The organism is Yersinia nurmii (assembly GCF_001112925.1).
GTDB lineage: Bacteria > Pseudomonadota > Gammaproteobacteria > Enterobacterales > Enterobacteriaceae > Yersinia > Yersinia nurmii.
The window spans coordinates 446,291-462,137 of record NZ_CPYD01000001.1; the positions used below are offsets into that span (position 1 = coordinate 446,291).

Sequence of the window (15,847 nt, forward strand, 5' to 3'; positions counted from 1 at the left end):
TTGAAACGCCTAGCCACAAATAGAAATGGCAGTGAATTGCTCACTGCCATTCGCGCATTTTTGACTGCGCCGTTAGCTGCCCAGCGTAACGTCCGTGCGGCGACGTTTGGAGGCTTTTTTTCGCGTGCTCGCTGCTTTAACCGACGTTTTTTTTACCGCAACAGGCGTCGCTAACACCTCTGGCATCTCCGGCTGTTCGATAGGGAAAACCGGCAACGCCGCCAACAAGCGTGAGCCGTAGCCTTTGGTCAGTAAACGGCGATCATAAATTATAATTTCGCCATGGCACTCATTGCTGCGGATCAAACGCCCCACCTGCTGAATCAGGTTAAACGAAGCGCTAGGTAAACTTTGCACTTCAAACGGATAGCGTTTTAATGATTTCAGCCATTCTCCTTCCGTCAAAATCACCGGGCTATCAATCGGCGGAAATGCAATCTTGTGGATATGCACCTGCGTCAGTAACTCCCCTTTCAGATCCAAGCCTTCCGCAAAGGATTGCAAACCAATTAGCACGCTGGGCGTTCCTTTTTTCACCCGTTTACGATGCTCTTCAACCAACCGGTAGCGCGGCTGGTCTCCTTGAACCAGCAGTATTAAACGCAGATCGGTGACGTGGCTCAGAAAGGTTTGCATCGCCCGATGGCTGCTGAACAAAATCAGCATGCCTTTATGATGACCACTGGCCTGTTCAGCTCGGAAATACTGCGCCATTTCAGCCAAATGCTCCGCTTCGTTCGCCATTGTCGGTTCGAAACGCATTTTGGGAATAACCAGCTTTCCCTGCTCAACGTGGTTAAACGGGGAGGAAAGCGCCACAAAACGATCGCCGGCCTTTTCGCTCAAACCGGAGAGTTCCTGTAGGCGAGCAAAACTGTTGAGGGAACGCAGCGTAGCCGACGTTACAATGACATGGGGGACTTTACGCCACAGCATTTTATCTAACTGATCGCTAACGCGAATCCCCACACAGTGGAAGGACAGGTGGGTCTGATTCTCGCGATATTCCCGTGTAACCCATTTAGAAATAGGCGCATTTGAAGCTTTATCCATTGCGGCCAGACGCCACAGTTTGGTCATTGCCTCCAGATAACCGAAAGTACGGCTCATCTGTAAAATCGCCCGATGCAGCCGCACGATATCGTGCTTACCAGTTTGTTCGGTTAAATCATTGAGAACAAACTCGGCTAAACCACGTAGTGCATCCGTTAACTTAAATAATTTAGCGCAGTTTTCTGTCAGGCTTTCCGGCAGGATGCCCATTTCAAAACGATAAGTCGCCTGAATAGTATCCGTAGGAAGCAATTGGCTAACCTGCTGTTCCACTTGCAGAATCAGCTCCCGCATCTGCTCACAGTGATCTTTTAACCGTTCCGAATTAGCCAGTTTAGGCGGGTTTTTCGGCCGATATTGCACCATGCACTGATCCACCAGGCGGGTAATCATATCCAACTGCATATTGGCAAAGACGGCGGTAATCTCACCTTCGATTTCCAACGCATCCCGCGCCACATCGGGAAGATGATGCCCCTCATCTAGTACCAATAATAATTCTTTTGGATTCGGTAATACCGATTCGGTTTCCAGCGCCGCCATGACCAATGCATGGTTGGCTACCACCACATCCGCGGTTTCGATCTCTTTACGCGCAATATAGAAGGGACATTCACGAAAATAATGGCAGTTACGCCCTAAGCAGTTGGCTTTATCAGTGCTGAGCTTGCCCCACAGAGAATCGCTGATAGATTGTTGATGATGATCGCGCAGCCCATCCCAAACCTGGCGACTCAACGCTTTAGACAGCCCCACGCAGGTTGCCTGTTCCTCGCCGTTGGCTGGCGCCAGTTCATCGCCCAAGAACAGTGATAAATCACCCTGTCCAGAGACATCGGTACTCATGGCGGCCAGATTTCGCGGGCAAACATAGCGTCCGCGCCCAAATGCGCCGGTAAATTTCAAATCAGGAATGATCTTTTTCAGCAACGGCAAATCCTTGCTGTAAATCTGATCCTGCAACGCCACGTTAGCAGTGCTTACCACCAGCGGCTTGGCTTCCGAACGGCCAATCGCAATACCGGGAATCAGATACGACAAGGTCTTCCCCACGCCGGTTGGGGCTTCGATAGCCAAATGTCGACCGGCATCACCAGCCAGCGTTTTCGCCACTTCTGCAATCATTTGACGTTGCGGAGCACGAGAAACAAAGTCCGGAATCTGTTGCCCAAGAGCCTTATACCACTGGCTGATTTGATCTTTTACTGTGGGGGATAACGCCATGCATATCTTATCTAAACTGAATGTGACCTTATTGTCCCACAGTGTGCCGCTCACGTCAGCCTATTCGAGACCACGAATGCGTAGAATAATTCAGCGTCTTCACCGCTAATCATCCACTATTTTTGCTTATCTCATCCTTAAATTCACTTTGTCATAAATACATCACACAGTTGCGGTAAAAATTCTGCGCTGAGAAAGTTCAGACAGATATTGAATACAGCAAAAACTTTGATGATTGGCATCTTTCAATGAAGAAAACAGGGCAAAAACATGAAAATTAATATTCTGGCAATGTTAATACCGGCACTTTTAATTGCTACAACTTCCCACGCAGCGGAAATTTATAATAAAGACGGTAATAAACTCGACTTATACGGAAAAGTAAAAGGTCTACATTATTTTTCTGATAGTAAAAATAATGATGGAGATAAATCTTACGTTCGTTTTGGCTTTAAAGGCGTCACCAAAATTAATGACAAACTGTCCGGTTACGGTCAGTGGGAATATCATGTTGCGGTAAACCACGCGGAAAGCGAGGGCACCGCCGATACCAAAACCCGTTTAGGTTTTGCCGGTTTGCGCTACGCCGGATTAGGCTCTTTCGACTATGGTCGTAACTACGGCGTGTTATACGATATCGGCGCGTGGACCGATATGCTGCCGGAATTTGGTGGCGACAGCTATGTAAAAACCGATAACTTTATGACTGGCCGCACCAATGGCGTTGCCACTTATCGTAACAGCGATTTCTTCGGTCTGGTGGACGGTCTGAAATTTAGCCTGCAATATCAGGGCAAAAACGACGATACTTCCCGCGGGACTTCGAAACAAAACGGCGACGGCTTTGGTCTGGCATCCAGCTATGAAATTGGTTCTGGCGTTAGCATCGGCGCTGCTTATACCTCTTCCAACCGTACAACCGCTCAGAAGGCTGGCGCATTCGGTAAAGGCGATAAAGCTGAAGCCTTCGCCACGGGTCTGAAATATGATGATAACGGCGTTTATCTGGCTGCAACCTATGCCGAAACCCGTAATATGACGCCAATTTCCGGCACGGCCAGCATTAATAACACATCAACATCGGTGAGCGGCTTTGCAAATAAAGCACAAAATATTGAATTAGTGGCTCAATATCAGTTCGATTTCGGTCTGAAACCTTCTCTTGCCTATGTTCAATCAAAAGGTAAAGATATTGAAGGTCTGGGCGATGTCGATTTGGTTAAATATATTGATGTAGGCGCTTATTACTTCTTCAATAAAAATATGTCTACTTACGTTGATTATAAAATTAATCAGTTGAGCAACGACAACAAACTGAAGCTGAATAATGACGATATCGTTGCCGTCGGTTTGGTTTATCAATTCTAATTTTTCTGTAAAGCATTATCCTCATTTTATATGAAGTATTTTTCAGGTCGTTCGCCGGGATGTATTCCCGGCTTTTTTATATTTCAATTTCATTCATACAGAAAATTAACGCGTCTCGGGAGTCAGTAGCGGCCCGTTATCTCGTAAAGCCCCGTTCACCGCCCCACGCACCTTAGCTACAGATGTTCCTGTCGGTTGGCTAAAACGGCCCATAGTAATCCAATGCTGATAACGAGGTTGGCCCAACGCTTTATCCGCCTAACTCAATAAAGGTATTAGCCAAATGCCAAAGCGATCCCGCGTAGGATAAGGCCAATCTGTGCTTTTATCGATAGAAGGTGCCATAACATCCAGCGTTTTAAGTAACCCGCTACCGTTAGGCGTTTGGTAGCACCATAAATACGATAGATAAAAGCCTAGTGATTGCGGGGCGTTTATCCCCGCAGATAATATGGGAAAAAAAGTATTTAATCCTTTGCTTATCATCAGCCAGATCATGTTTACTAAACCATACTTTCCCACCCTTACCTGTTGAATAATCATGCTAAAACAAACTAGCCGTAACCCGTGGCCGTTAATTGGCGCGCTTTTCACGCTGTATTTCGTTTGGGGATCGACCTATCTGGTGATTCGTATTGGCGTAGAAAGCTGGCCTCCGTTGATGATGGCCGGAATTCGTTATCTGGTGGCGGGGATTATTCTGTTCAGTTTTCTGGCTATTCGTGGCCATAAGTTACCTACCCCACGCCAATGGCTGGCGGCCAGCGCCATCGGGATTTTGCTATTAGCCATTGGTAATGGGCTGGTGACTCTTGCTGAACATCAGCACGTTCCTTCTGGTATCGCGGCGGTTATGGCCGCCACCGTTCCGCTGTTTACCCTGTGTTTTAGTCTGCTGTGGGGCATGAAGAATACCAAACTGGAGTGGGCCGGCATTGCGCTGGGACTGGTTGGTATCATTTTGCTAAATACTGGCAGCAATTTGCTGGGAAATCCTACCGGCGCGCTGATGATTTTAGTGGCTTCGGCGAGCTGGGCCTTTGGTTCGATCTGGAGTTCCAGACTGGCATTACCTGCGGGCGCGATGTCTGGCGCTGCTCAAATGTTAGTTGCTGGCGTAGTATTACTGCTGGGTTCAACCTTAAGCGAAGAAAAACTGACGCAACCGCCAACCCTCAGCGGAATTCTGGCTTTGATGTACCTGATTGTATTCGGTTCAATGCTGGCCATTAGCGCGTATATGTTCCTGCTGAAAAATGTCCCTCCGGCGGTGGCGACCAGCTATGCCTACGTTAACCCGGTGGTGGCAGTATTGTTGGGCATCGGATTTGCCGGCGAGAGTCTGTCTCTGACCGAGTGGCTGGCACTGGCGATTATTGTCTCGGCGGTAGTATTGGTAACATTAGGCAAGTTTTTAATTGGTAAGCGTTAAAAGCGGCCCCCTTGTTTCGCTAAGGGAACCGTCTATAATTCCTGCTGTTTCGATAAAAAGTGAAAATATAACTATGCAGAAGAAATTACTGATCGCCTTGTTTGCGGTGATGGCTATGAGTTCTCTGGGCGGCGTATTCCTAGCGGGTCTGAACATGTATACCCGTTCAACCACGCCGCAGGAAACCGAAACAGTACACTCTCCGCTAGGTGACATCGCACCGGCAGGGATGTCGAATGCCGGTCAAAAGCAGCCTTAATCACTCAATTCATCATGGCATCGCTGCTGTAAACAGACTGTTAGCCCCTAACCCCATCAACCACCTGCGAGCGGAAGGGGCACAGCGTACACACAGCTCATCCCTTCGTTACTCCTTCAGTTCCTTAATGACATCCGTATTGCCTTTATTCAGATTAGAACGCCCTGCCAATCATCAATATTCCTTAACTTTGTCAGACCGTTTAAACGCCAAAAGGGCAAAGTGCAGATCCTTCGCTCTTTACCCTTTAATACCGCAAAGAGAATTCTCTCTGCGGTTTGACTACCGGTAATGACTTATTCAGTACCCAAATATTATTTATTCAGTACCCAAATATAGTACTTACCGTCTTTCTGCTCGGAGCCTTCCAGAATCTTCTCGAAACCTGGGAATTTTTCACCCCATTCCGCGATGCTCTGGATATAGCGCAGCCAAGGCTCATCGTTAGAACCAAAGCTTTCCCCCGGCATGATAATAGGGATGCCCGGTGGGTAAGGAATAACCCCAACCGCTGAAATACGACCCGCCAGTTTATCAATCGGCAGTAATTCACACCGGCCTGCCATATGATCCTGGAATGCTTTACGCGGCAAAGTAACCGGTTTTGGTAAATTGCTGAAAGCTTCAGATTGCAATTTATCCATTTCGCTGGTTTTCATGTGGGCGAACATGTCGTCACACAGGTCTTTCAGCCCCATTTTGCCATATTGCTGCGGGTAGTTTTTCGCCAGTTCCGGCAGACACAGGGCAATAGGCGTGTTGTCATCGTAGTGCTGTTTGAATTCCAGCAATACGTTGATCAAGGTCCCCCATTTCCCTTTAGTTACGCCGACGGAGAACAGGCACAGCACCATAAAATCGGTGGTACGAGAAGGTACAATCCCTTTCTCACCGAGGTAGGCCGTTACCACCGCCGCTGGAATCCCTTTGTCCAGCATTTTGCCGTCGTCACCCATGCCCGGCACCATAATGCCGGCTTTAATTGGGTCCAACATGCACCAATCGTCTTCCAATTGATCGAAGCCGTGCCAGTTTTCACCCGGTTTCAATACCCAACAAGATGGATCTGTTGCCAGCTGCTCGCGAGAGGCCTGCGCAAACGGCACTTTCTTACCCGTTTTCGTATCGGTAATTTCCGGTGCGTTCCACGGCTTGAAGAACCATTCCCCTTGCTTAGCGAAAGTATCATGGGCTCTAGCCAGCGCCAGACGAAAATCGACCGCTTCGTTAATCACTTCCTGCGTCAGAGCGTGCCCTTGCTCGCCGTCCATCATGGCTGCGCCAACTTCGTTCGCGGCAATAATGGCGTACAGCGGAGAAGTGGTCGATTGCAGCATGTAGGACTCGTTAAAACGAGAATGCTCAATCGGTTTCTTACCGTTACGCACGTGGATATAAGAAGCCTGAGACAACGCTGCCAACAGTTTATGGGTTGATTGGGTCGCAAAGACCGTTGGACCATCGGGATCGTGATCCGCCGGATTACCGCGCATTGCATAGCGATCCCGATACATTGGATTGAAGCGGGCATAAGCATACCAGGCTTCATCAAAGTGAATCTGATCAACGCTTTCCGCCAACAGATCCTGCGCCTGTTTAGCGTTGTAGCACATACCGTCATAGGTACAGTTAGTGACTACGGCATAGACCGGCTTTGTACTGTTAACCTGTGATTTCAATGGATTTTGCTCAATTTTCTGCTGGATAGACTCCGACTTGAATTGAGACTTAGGAATCGGCCCGATAATGCCGTAGCGGTTACGGGTAGGAATAAAGAACACCGGCAGCGCGCCGGTCATGACCAATCCTTGCTCAATGGATTTGTGACAGTTACGGTCACACAGAGCAACTTCTTTCTCTCCGACTACCGCCGCCATAATCGCGCGGTTAGAACCGGAGGTCCCGTTCAGCATGGAATAGCTCATATGCGCCCCGAAAACGCGGGCGGCGTAAGCTTCTGAATCTTTGATTGGACCGCTGTGATCCAGCAGCGAACCCAATGATTCACGTTCGATACCGGTATCGGTACGGAACAGATTTTCACCGAAGAAATCGAGGAACTCGCGGCCTACTGCCGTTTTACTGAATGCAACCCCGCCCTGATGGCCGGGAGCGGCCCAGGAGTATTCCGGGTTATCTTCGGTATATTGGAAAAGTGCTTTGGTAAACGGCGGCAGCAACTGTTCATAATATTTTACGATCAGCGCATGGGCGCGAGCGGCAATAAATTCAGCGGTATCTTCATGCATCCAGACAAATTCATTCACCAAACGCATGGTTTCCAGGCTAAGGCTATCAATACAAGAATGCTCTGCCATCAGTAATACCGGCACATCCTTATTGCGGCGGCGAATTTCTTTTAGTAGCGCGGAAGCCTGGCTGTGGGAAGCATCGTCGTTGCCACCGGATGTCCAATCGACAAAAATACAACACAAAGAAGAGTCTGAAGCGACCGTAGCAATACCGTCTTCAAAGGTCGCGGCGGCGATAACATTGAAATTAATGTCTCTCAGGGCTTCAATCAGTTCGTTAACGGCTCGTCCATTCGCGGTATTGGCTTCGAGAATATTACTGTCCACCACCAAAACGTTGCGTTTTTTGTGACTACTTAAATCAATCATCGTAGTTGTCCTTGTTATAAGACTAAAACATCAGATTCATGTTTCCCCGCCCCTTTCGGCGCGGGGTGATGAATTAATTGCTTTTATCCAATGGAGCATCCAACGGGAACGGGTTTTTGTGGGTACGGTTATAGTTAAATGTATAAAGTGCAGTGATAACCATGAGTACCACAAATGACCACATCACTTCTTTTGCACCGGAGCCCACCACAGCCCAAATACAGTAAACAAACGCAACCATGGTAATGGCGATATAGGTATTGATCTGTTTGCCCAAATGCCCGTGACCCAGTAGTAGCAAGGCCGCACAGGTATAGATATAAGGCACCAAAGTGAATATGACCGAAACTGAAGAGACCAGACCAAATTCTTTCGCCGCGTTTGGCGAAATGCTGCTGATTTGGAAGATAGTCATTAATACGCCAAGAATAAGCAACCCGGCTACCGGCGTACCGGCTTTATTGACCTTACCGAAAATCGGTGGAAACAGACCGTCATCCGCTGCAGCTTTGGCTGTTTGACCCGCTACCAGCGTCCAGCCCCCCAGTGAACCTAAACAACCGGCTGCAGCACACAGGGAAACCACGGCACCCGCGGTATCACCCAACGCTAAACGAGCCGCATCACCGAAAGGCGAGGCAGAAACGCGCAGCGCGGCGTTCGGGATCATCCCCATAATGGCGGTACTGGACAGGACGTAACATACCGCTGCGATCAATACGCCGCCGACGGTAGCAATAGGTACGTTGCGTTTAGGATTTTTAACTACCCCAGCGGCTACAGAGGCGGTTTCAACCCCAATAAATGACCACAAAGTCACGTTTAAAGTGCTTTGAATCGCGCTGAAAGTCCCTAGTCCGCTGACGTTCCATGCCTCCATGTAGGTCTCGCCTTTGAACCAGAACCAGCCAAACAGCGCAACCCCGACTATCGGGATTAATGCCAGTGAGGTGGCGACAGCCTGAACCCGCGTAATCATTTTAGGACCGACAATATTCAGCCCAACAAATATCCACAGGAACACTACGCAAGTGATGGTTAATACCATAGGTTCTTTTAAAATTGGGAAGAAATAACTGAGGTAACCTACCCCAATTACCACCATGGCAATATTCCCAATCCAGCAGGCCAACCAATAAAGTACGTTGGTCTGATACCCTAAAAATGGCCCAAATGCGCGACGTGCATAGGCATAAGAACCACCGGGGCTATCATCTATGGATGACATCTTTGCGTAAACCATAGAAAGTGCTAGTGCACCAATAATAGTTACCAACCATCCCCAAATAGCTATCCCGCCGGTTGAGGCTAAGTTAGCAGGTAAAAGAAAAACGCCAGAGCCCATTATATTGCCTGCTACCATCAAGGTGACAGGAATTAGGCCCACCTTTTGATCATCTGTAGACATAGGTAATCCTTACAAACCCCCAGGAATGGGATGAAATAATGAGTAATAACCGCATGCGTATTTAAAGATAGACGATAAAATTTATAAAGAAAGAAAATAAATAATCTAGAAAAATTTTAATCCTGATCAAAAAAACATGACACAACAACCAATTAGGCAGGTGGAAAATCCGTAAATTTTCGAAATCGCAAAAAAACCTTAATAAAAAAAAGACAATAGCCAAAAAAATGAAATAACCACAACACATTGAAATAAATAAATAAATACCAATAATAAACAAATAAAAAACATTTTGACAACAATAAATTAACCGATTCAATTTTATAAATAAGCTAATTCATTGATTAATAAAACATGACTTCGATACGATCGGAATCAATAAGATCAGATACAACAAGAATCGTAATATGTAAAAAAGAAGTTTGTATGCTTTTGTATACATTTGTAAACACATGAATTTACAGTTATCTTCAAATAATTTAATCACAGGAGATAACTATATTTTTATAGGGAATTAAACGGTGCTGTATGAATAGACATATTAGAAATTAATTATAATCAATCGAATTGATATAAATCAGATTTGAGTCACCCCTGACTTTAGAGGTTATTGAGTTATGAGGCGCGTTTTTTCTTGCCCCGACCACAGTGAATAAATAAGTAAATTAATGCCGTTAATTAATTATTTTTATTTATGTTATAAACTCACTAAACCCTGTCTAGCCGCGAACATCCCCATCTCGTTAATCAGCAAATATTTAGATAAAGAAGTGACGTAAAAAATTTCCAGCAATACGCTGCTAACGCCGCTGGAGCAGTTATTGCCACTTTAATTCCCTGTCTAATTAAGGTTAATAACCACCAGATATATTTACCGAGCAAACTAGCGGCAATACGGATGCCGCCACTGTGCCAATAGATCTTCTTTCCATCCCAAGCTATCCGGCACCTGATGCACACCCTAAGCAATTAAATGCCCGCGTAAACACGGCCAGAATGGCTAGACGCCACTTTAATGCACTCAGTAAATAGGCCAGAAGATCACCAAAGGCTCCAGAATATCGCTGAGGATAAAAAGCGTGAATTACGGGTTATTCGACGGAGATATCAATTGTAACTCGCGCCAGGCCGCGAGTTTTCGCGTCCAGCGTTCAAACAACATATCGGTAATGATAGCTAACAGCGCTACAATCAAAGCGCCCTGAATAACATAAGCAGTATTAAAACCACTTAAACCGATAATGATTGGAGAACCTAAGGTTTTGGTCCCTACCGTAGAAGCAATTGCGGCAGTCCCAATATTGATGATCACCGATGTGCGAATTCCCGCGACAATAACCGGAGCGGCGAGCGGCAATTCTACGCGCCATAAAATCTGTCTGGCACTCATCCCTACGCCTTGAGCGACTTCACGGGTGGCCTGAGATACGGATTCCAGCCCCGTCAACGTGCCTTGCAGAATCGGCAGCAACCCATAGAGTACCAATGCAATAATTGCCGGTTTCTCACTAAACCCCATCACCGGCACCGCGATAGCCAGCACAGCCACCGGCGGGAAGGTTTGCCCAATCGCCACCACCGTTTCAACTACCGAACGAAATTCCTTCCCTGCCGGACGCGTAACGGCAATGCCTGTCGCAACGCCAAAAAACACCGCGATCAGGCTGGAAATTAACACCAGCAACACGTGAGCTTCCAATAACGACCAGAACGTATCCTGCAAATAAATAGGACGATCGAGATCGGGGAACCAGGCCGCAAATAGGCCATGCAGCGATGTCATGCCAAATACCAATCCCAACAGCAGTAAAATTGCCCAGCTCAATGGATCGGTAACGCTACGCCATAACCTACGGCAAAGAGATGAAGTCATGGTTGCTCCTGACTGGCGATCAGATCGGAAAAATAGAGCACGCCGAGAGGCTGTGATAATTCGTCGATCACCTGCAATCTATCGGCTTTACGTGAGACAAACAGCGAAAGCGCTTCCCGCAGGCTGGTTGACGCTAAAATCGGCTCTCCCGCCACGCGTTCCCCAACCCTCATACGCTGCGCCGCCCAACCAAGTGCCAACAGTTTGATCCCCAAATCGCTCCGGCCAAAGAAATCACGCACAAAATCGTTAGCCGGCTGCGTCAACATTTGAATTGGCGTGCCTTGCTGCACCACTTTCCCCTGATCCAATAGCACAATGCGATCGGCCAGATTCAAGGCTTCGTCAATATCATGGGTTACCAGCACTATGGTTCGGCCTGACATTTGGTGTATGCGGGCAATTTCAAACTGCAGCGCTGAGCGAGTCACCGGATCCAGCGCGCCGAAAGGTTCATCCATCAACAGCACTTCCGGGTCGGCAGCCAGCGCTCTGGCAACCCCAACCCGCTGCTGTTGCCCACCCGAAAGCTCATGGGGATAACGGTGGCGGAACTGATCCGCATCCAGTTGTAATAGATTCAATAACTCCGTGACCCGCTGGCGGATTTTCTCACGCGGCCATTTAAGCAGTTGCGGAACGGTGCCGATATTTTGCTCTACCGTCCAATGCGGAAACAGGCCGATAGATTGAATCGCATAGCCCATCCGGCGGCGCAAATCTTCGGGTTTGAATTTTTGAATTTCTTCACCGGCAAAATGAATTTGCCCTTCATCGTGCTCGATCAGCCGGTTAATCATTTTTAACGTCGTGGACTTACCCGATCCAGAAGTGCCGATCAAAACGGTAAACTCCCCTTTGGCAATATCCAGTGAGAGATTATCTACCGCCAGTTTGCCGGCAAAATATTTACTAACCTGATAAAAATGAATCATCGGCGGGTAACATCCAGAAAAGAAACCATAAATTTAAACAGTGAATCAACAACGATGGCCATCACTATCACCGGTATAACCCCCAACAACACCAAATCCAATGCGCTGCTTAACAAGCCCTGAAACACGATAGCGCCTAATCCACCGGCACCAATCAAGGCTGCAACCACCGCTAATCCAACGGTTTGCACTGCCACAATGCGAATGCCCGATAGAATCAACGGCAACGCCAGCGGGATCTGTACCCGAACAAACAGTTGGCTGCCGGTCATCCCCATTCCCCTCGCCGATTCCATCACGCTATCCGGTATGCTTTCCAATCCGGCGACCACGCTGCGAACCAACGGCAGCAAGGCGTAAAGTACCAACGCTATAATTGCTGGAGCCAGACCGATCCCACTCACCCCCAGCTCTGCTAGCCACGGCCAAGCTGCGGCTAACCCCGCCAACGGCGCGATCAACAAACCAAATAACGCAATAGAAGGCACCGTCTGGATGATATTGAGCACAGAAAAAATAGCGGTTTTCAGGCGATAAGAACGAAAGCACAGCATCCCAAGCGGGATTCCCAGCAAAACGGTAGGAATAACCGTCGCCAGCAAAATTCCGAGGTGCTGCCAGAAGGCGTCAGCGAAGACGTCCTGTCGGTTGGCATATTCCTTCATCAGCGATAGCTGATCCAACTGACCGATAAACAACAGAATAATCACAGGGGCGAGTACCTGCACGCTGGCTAACATACGCCACAGCGGACTGGACATTGCCCTAGAAAGGCTATCGACGGCAATCAGAAAGGTTAATCCGGCCATGAGCCAGAAAGCGCCGCTCAGCGAAGTGCGAACCAAACTTTCTTCGCTACCGGAAAGCTGAAAGGCAGTAAATCCCGCCAACCAGACCAAACCGAAAAGCAGCAACTCCGCCATCAGGACAATGGCCGCGTAAATCCAAGGCTGAGGGGAAACAAAAGAAAGGGCAATCAAAGCGATAACAGGCAACAGTACTAACCCCGCAGGCCCATGTAATAAAGACAAGAAGGCGATACCCTGCCCTGAAATCAACCGATTCGGCGCGTGGCTGAGAAAAGGAAGCCCGGCACCTGCCAAAATCAGCAATATCACCAGCGCCAGCAGCACGCGGTTTTTGACTAACATAAACAAAAAGTCTCCATGACCGGCTAAAGATGCAATCCGTCGCCGGTCAGTATTTCATTACGAGGATTAACCTTTGATAAACCCTTTCTCTTTTAGATAGCTCGCGGCAACCTTCTTCGCGTCCTGTCCTTCTACAGCAATTCGCGCATTCAGTTTTTGCAGGGTTGGGCCATCGAGAGTTGCAAAAACCGGATTCAACACGGCAGGAATTTCAGGATGCTGCTTCAGCGTTGCTTCCCGGATAATCGGCGCCGGGGCATAAATCGGTTGTACGCCTTTAGGGTCGGTCAGCGTTTGTAAGCCCAAAGCGGCCACCGGGCCGTCAGTACCGTAAGCCATCGCCGCATTCACGCCGGAGGTTTGCTCCGCTGCCGCTTTAATGGTGACAGCCGTATCGCCTCCTGCCAGCGACAGCAGTTGGTCCTGAGTTAATTTGAAGCCATACGCCTGTTCAAACGCAGGTAATGCATCTGGTCGTTCAATAAATTCTGCCGACGCCGCCAGTTTGAACTGACCGCCATCGCTTATCCATTTTCCTAAATCAGCCAGCGTCTTAAGATTATTTTGACTGGCTAAATCCTGACGAACCGCAATGGTCCAGGTATTGTTTGCTGGCGCTGCATCCAGCCAGACCAGTTTATTTTTTTCATAATCCAGCGCTTTGACTTTCTCGTAACCAGCCTTCGCGTTTTTCCACGCTGGATCTTTTTCATCCGAGAAGAAAAAGGCACCGTTACCGGTATATTCAGGATAGATATCAATCTCACCCGCACTGATAGCCGCTCGCACCACTTTGGTCGTCCCCAACTGAGATTTGTTGGTGGTTTTAATATTATTGGCCTCCAGAACTTGCACAATAATATTGCCCAGCAGCGAGCCTTCAGTATCAATTTTAGACCCCACACGCACGCTATCTGCCGCCTGTGCCAGACCGGTCGTCAGGCTTAACATGATGGTTGCCAGTGCTATAACAGGTCTAAAGGTAAGGGTTAGTGCCATCGGTTTGCCTCTTATCATCGAAGGATTTTAATGGGTTACAGCGTTCTTTATGACCCAATAACTATTAACAAATCAATAACTATGTCGACTTTATTTGCCTTAGTCGTTCATTTAATCCTCAGCGGCTATCCGTTAAACCCACGCAAACTTAGCCTATTCTCCCTGCTATCATCACGAGGGGAGTCAGCCTCACGGGTGAATTTAAACCTTGTCCGACTGGAATGCGTACTCGCCTAACCATTCAGTATAGCCATTCACCACAAATCCCCCACTGCGCTGCTGATAAGCCAGATAAGCCCGTATCCATACTAAGACAACGGAAAAAATCAGAGCCAACGCGCAATAGGGAAAGATAGTGACGAGAGAAAAACCCCCGAGCCCAATTTAGATATATAGTTGTAAGCTAAACATTTTCATTAACCCATGGACAGGTGACTTTCGATGAACCCTTCTTTTCTGGTTAGCCCGCACTGGCTGGCTGAACATTTAGACGATAAACAAGTGGTTATTCTGGATGCCCGGCTGTCACCGCCGGGGCTGAACCCTAAACGCGATATTCAGGCCGAGTTTGAGCAAGGTCATATCCCAGGCGCGGTTTTCTTCAATATTGATGAGGTTTCCGACCACAATACCTCTCTGCCTCACATGTTGCCTAGCGCCGAAGCATTCGGTGAAGCCATGGGTAAATTGGGTATCAACGACCAGCACACGATAGTGTTGTATGACGATGGCAACCTTTTCTCAGCCCCTCGAGGCTGGTGGACATTTCGCACTTTTGGCGCTCGTGACGTTCGCGTGCTGGAAGGCGGTATTGAACAGTGGAAACAAGCCGGTTTGCCGCTGGCAAGCGGGTCAGCCAATCCAGAACCACAGTGGTTTACCGCCACGCTAAACGAGAAATCGGTCAAAAATTCCGAGCAGGTTCTCGCCGCTATAGACGAACCTGACACGCAGATCTTGGACGCGCGCCCGGCGCCGCGATTTGCTGGCGCGGAACCGGAACCTCGCCCCGGCCTGCGATTAGGGCATATTCCAGGCAGCATCAATATTCCCTGGGGGCTGATGGTTGAACAAGGCCAGCTCAAGTCACCGGAAATTCTGCGGGATATTTTCCAATCTAACGGAGTGGATCTGGAAAAACCGATCATTGTTAGCTGTGGTTCCGGCGTAACCGCCGCGGTACTGGCATTGGGGTTACACGCAGTAAAGGCTCGTTCTGTATCTTTATATGACGGTTCCTGGGCGGAATGGGGTGCATCGGACTTTCTGCCCGTTGAAGTTAGCGCCAGATAACCTCTGCAATTATTAATAACCTAAATGGCCGGATTAATATCCGGCCATTGTGGATTTAGATAAATAATATACTCCTAAAATAGATTACAAGCAGAGAGTAACCTCAATATTACGACCATCAAAATATATTATATTTAATAGGGGAAGATAAATTAATTTAGTCACTAAAAAACAAAAATAAATGAAAACCCTTTATACAAACATCAAAGTCTATTAACTTCAATAACATTC

Annotated in this window: 11 protein-coding genes; 4 read left to right on the plus strand and 7 right to left on the minus strand. The window is 48.0% G+C overall.

Annotated features, from left to right (window positions below; translation table 11 throughout):
• Positions 1-72: 72 nt before the first annotated feature.
• Entirely contained in the window at positions 73-2,277 is a 2,205-nt protein-coding gene (gene dinG / locus AD970_RS01980; protein WP_049596648.1) for an ATP-dependent DNA helicase DinG, read from the minus strand.
• Positions 2,278-2,547: 270 nt separating this feature from the next.
• Between dinG and ompC the strand changes: the two genes are divergently transcribed.
• The 3 genes from ompC to AD970_RS01995 all read left to right on the plus strand — a co-directional run bounded on the left by ompC (position 2,548) and on the right by AD970_RS01995 (position 5,336).
• Positions 2,548-3,645 (plus strand): porin OmpC, encoded by a 1,098-nt coding sequence (gene ompC, locus AD970_RS01985; RefSeq protein ID WP_049596649.1) that lies wholly within the window; start codon positions 2,548-2,550, stop codon positions 3,643-3,645.
• 541 nt (positions 3,646-4,186) lie between these two features.
• On the plus strand, positions 4,187-5,077 hold the full coding sequence (gene yedA, locus AD970_RS01990; RefSeq protein ID WP_049596650.1) for a drug/metabolite exporter YedA: 891 nt from the start codon (positions 4,187-4,189) through the stop codon (positions 5,075-5,077).
• Between the two features lie 73 nt (positions 5,078-5,150).
• A complete protein-coding gene (locus AD970_RS01995; protein ID WP_049596651.1) occupies positions 5,151-5,336 on the plus strand; it encodes a hypothetical protein in 186 nt (61 codons plus the stop codon).
• A 314-nt stretch (positions 5,337-5,650) separates the two neighbouring features.
• On the opposite strand, the gene AD970_RS02000 is transcribed toward AD970_RS01995, so the two are convergent.
• The 6 genes from AD970_RS02000 to osmF form a co-directional block, all read right to left on the minus strand.
• On the minus strand, positions 5,651-7,957 hold the full coding sequence (locus AD970_RS02000; RefSeq protein WP_049596652.1) for an Orn/Lys/Arg family decarboxylase: 2,307 nt from the start codon (positions 7,955-7,957) through the stop codon (positions 5,651-5,653).
• A gap of 73 nt (positions 7,958-8,030) precedes the next feature.
• Positions 8,031-9,365: an arginine/agmatine antiporter gene (gene adiC / locus AD970_RS02005; protein WP_049596653.1), complete on the minus strand. Its 1,335-nt coding sequence runs from the start codon at positions 9,363-9,365 to the stop codon at positions 8,031-8,033.
• A gap of 1,084 nt (positions 9,366-10,449) precedes the next feature.
• Positions 10,450-11,238, minus strand: a complete 789-nt coding sequence (locus AD970_RS02010; protein ID WP_049596654.1) for an ABC transporter permease — start codon at positions 11,236-11,238, stop codon at positions 10,450-10,452.
• Positions 11,235-12,173, minus strand: a complete 939-nt coding sequence (locus tag AD970_RS02015) for an ABC transporter ATP-binding protein (protein ID WP_049596655.1) — start codon at positions 12,171-12,173, stop codon at positions 11,235-11,237. Before AD970_RS02015 ends, AD970_RS02010 begins: the two co-directional genes overlap by 4 nt.
• The gene (locus tag AD970_RS02020; RefSeq protein WP_049596656.1) at positions 12,170-13,324 is read right to left on the minus strand and encodes an ABC transporter permease; all 1,155 of its coding nucleotides are present in this window, start codon (positions 13,322-13,324) and stop codon (positions 12,170-12,172) included. Before AD970_RS02020 ends, AD970_RS02015 begins: the two co-directional genes overlap by 4 nt.
• A gap of 66 nt (positions 13,325-13,390) precedes the next feature.
• Positions 13,391-14,323, minus strand: a complete 933-nt coding sequence (osmF, locus tag AD970_RS02025) for a glycine betaine ABC transporter substrate-binding protein OsmF (protein ID WP_049596657.1) — start codon at positions 14,321-14,323, stop codon at positions 13,391-13,393.
• Positions 14,324-14,764: 441 nt separating this feature from the next.
• Between osmF and sseA the strand changes: the two genes are divergently transcribed.
• Positions 14,765-15,616, plus strand: coding sequence for a 3-mercaptopyruvate sulfurtransferase (gene sseA, locus AD970_RS02030; protein ID WP_049596658.1), 852 nt, complete (start codon positions 14,765-14,767; stop codon positions 15,614-15,616).
• Positions 15,617-15,847 lie beyond the last annotated feature (231 nt).

What these genes read in the sequence shown, in the direction of transcription:
- AD970_RS02010 (WP_049596654.1), bottom strand. Translation starts at nt 11,238, where the DNA reads ATGACTTCATCTCTTTGCCGTAGGTTATGGCGTAGCGTTACCGATCCA.
- ompC (WP_049596649.1), top strand. Translation starts at nt 2,548, where the DNA reads ATGAAAATTAATATTCTGGCAATGTTAATACCGGCACTTTTAATTGCT.
- sseA (WP_049596658.1), top strand. Translation starts at nt 14,765, where the DNA reads ATGAACCCTTCTTTTCTGGTTAGCCCGCACTGGCTGGCTGAACATTTA.
- AD970_RS02000 (WP_049596652.1), bottom strand. Translation starts at nt 7,957, where the DNA reads ATGATTGATTTAAGTAGTCACAAAAAACGCAACGTTTTGGTGGTGGAC.
- adiC (WP_049596653.1), bottom strand. Translation starts at nt 9,365, where the DNA reads ATGTCTACAGATGATCAAAAGGTGGGCCTAATTCCTGTCACCTTGATG.
- AD970_RS02020 (WP_049596656.1), bottom strand. Translation starts at nt 13,324, where the DNA reads ATGTTAGTCAAAAACCGCGTGCTGCTGGCGCTGGTGATATTGCTGATT.
- AD970_RS01995 (WP_049596651.1), top strand. Translation starts at nt 5,151, where the DNA reads ATGCAGAAGAAATTACTGATCGCCTTGTTTGCGGTGATGGCTATGAGT.
- yedA (WP_049596650.1), top strand. Translation starts at nt 4,187, where the DNA reads ATGCTAAAACAAACTAGCCGTAACCCGTGGCCGTTAATTGGCGCGCTT.
- AD970_RS02015 (WP_049596655.1), bottom strand. Translation starts at nt 12,173, where the DNA reads ATGATTCATTTTTATCAGGTTAGTAAATATTTTGCCGGCAAACTGGCG.
- dinG (WP_049596648.1), bottom strand. Translation starts at nt 2,277, where the DNA reads ATGGCGTTATCCCCCACAGTAAAAGATCAAATCAGCCAGTGGTATAAG.
- osmF (WP_049596657.1), bottom strand. Translation starts at nt 14,323, where the DNA reads ATGGCACTAACCCTTACCTTTAGACCTGTTATAGCACTGGCAACCATC.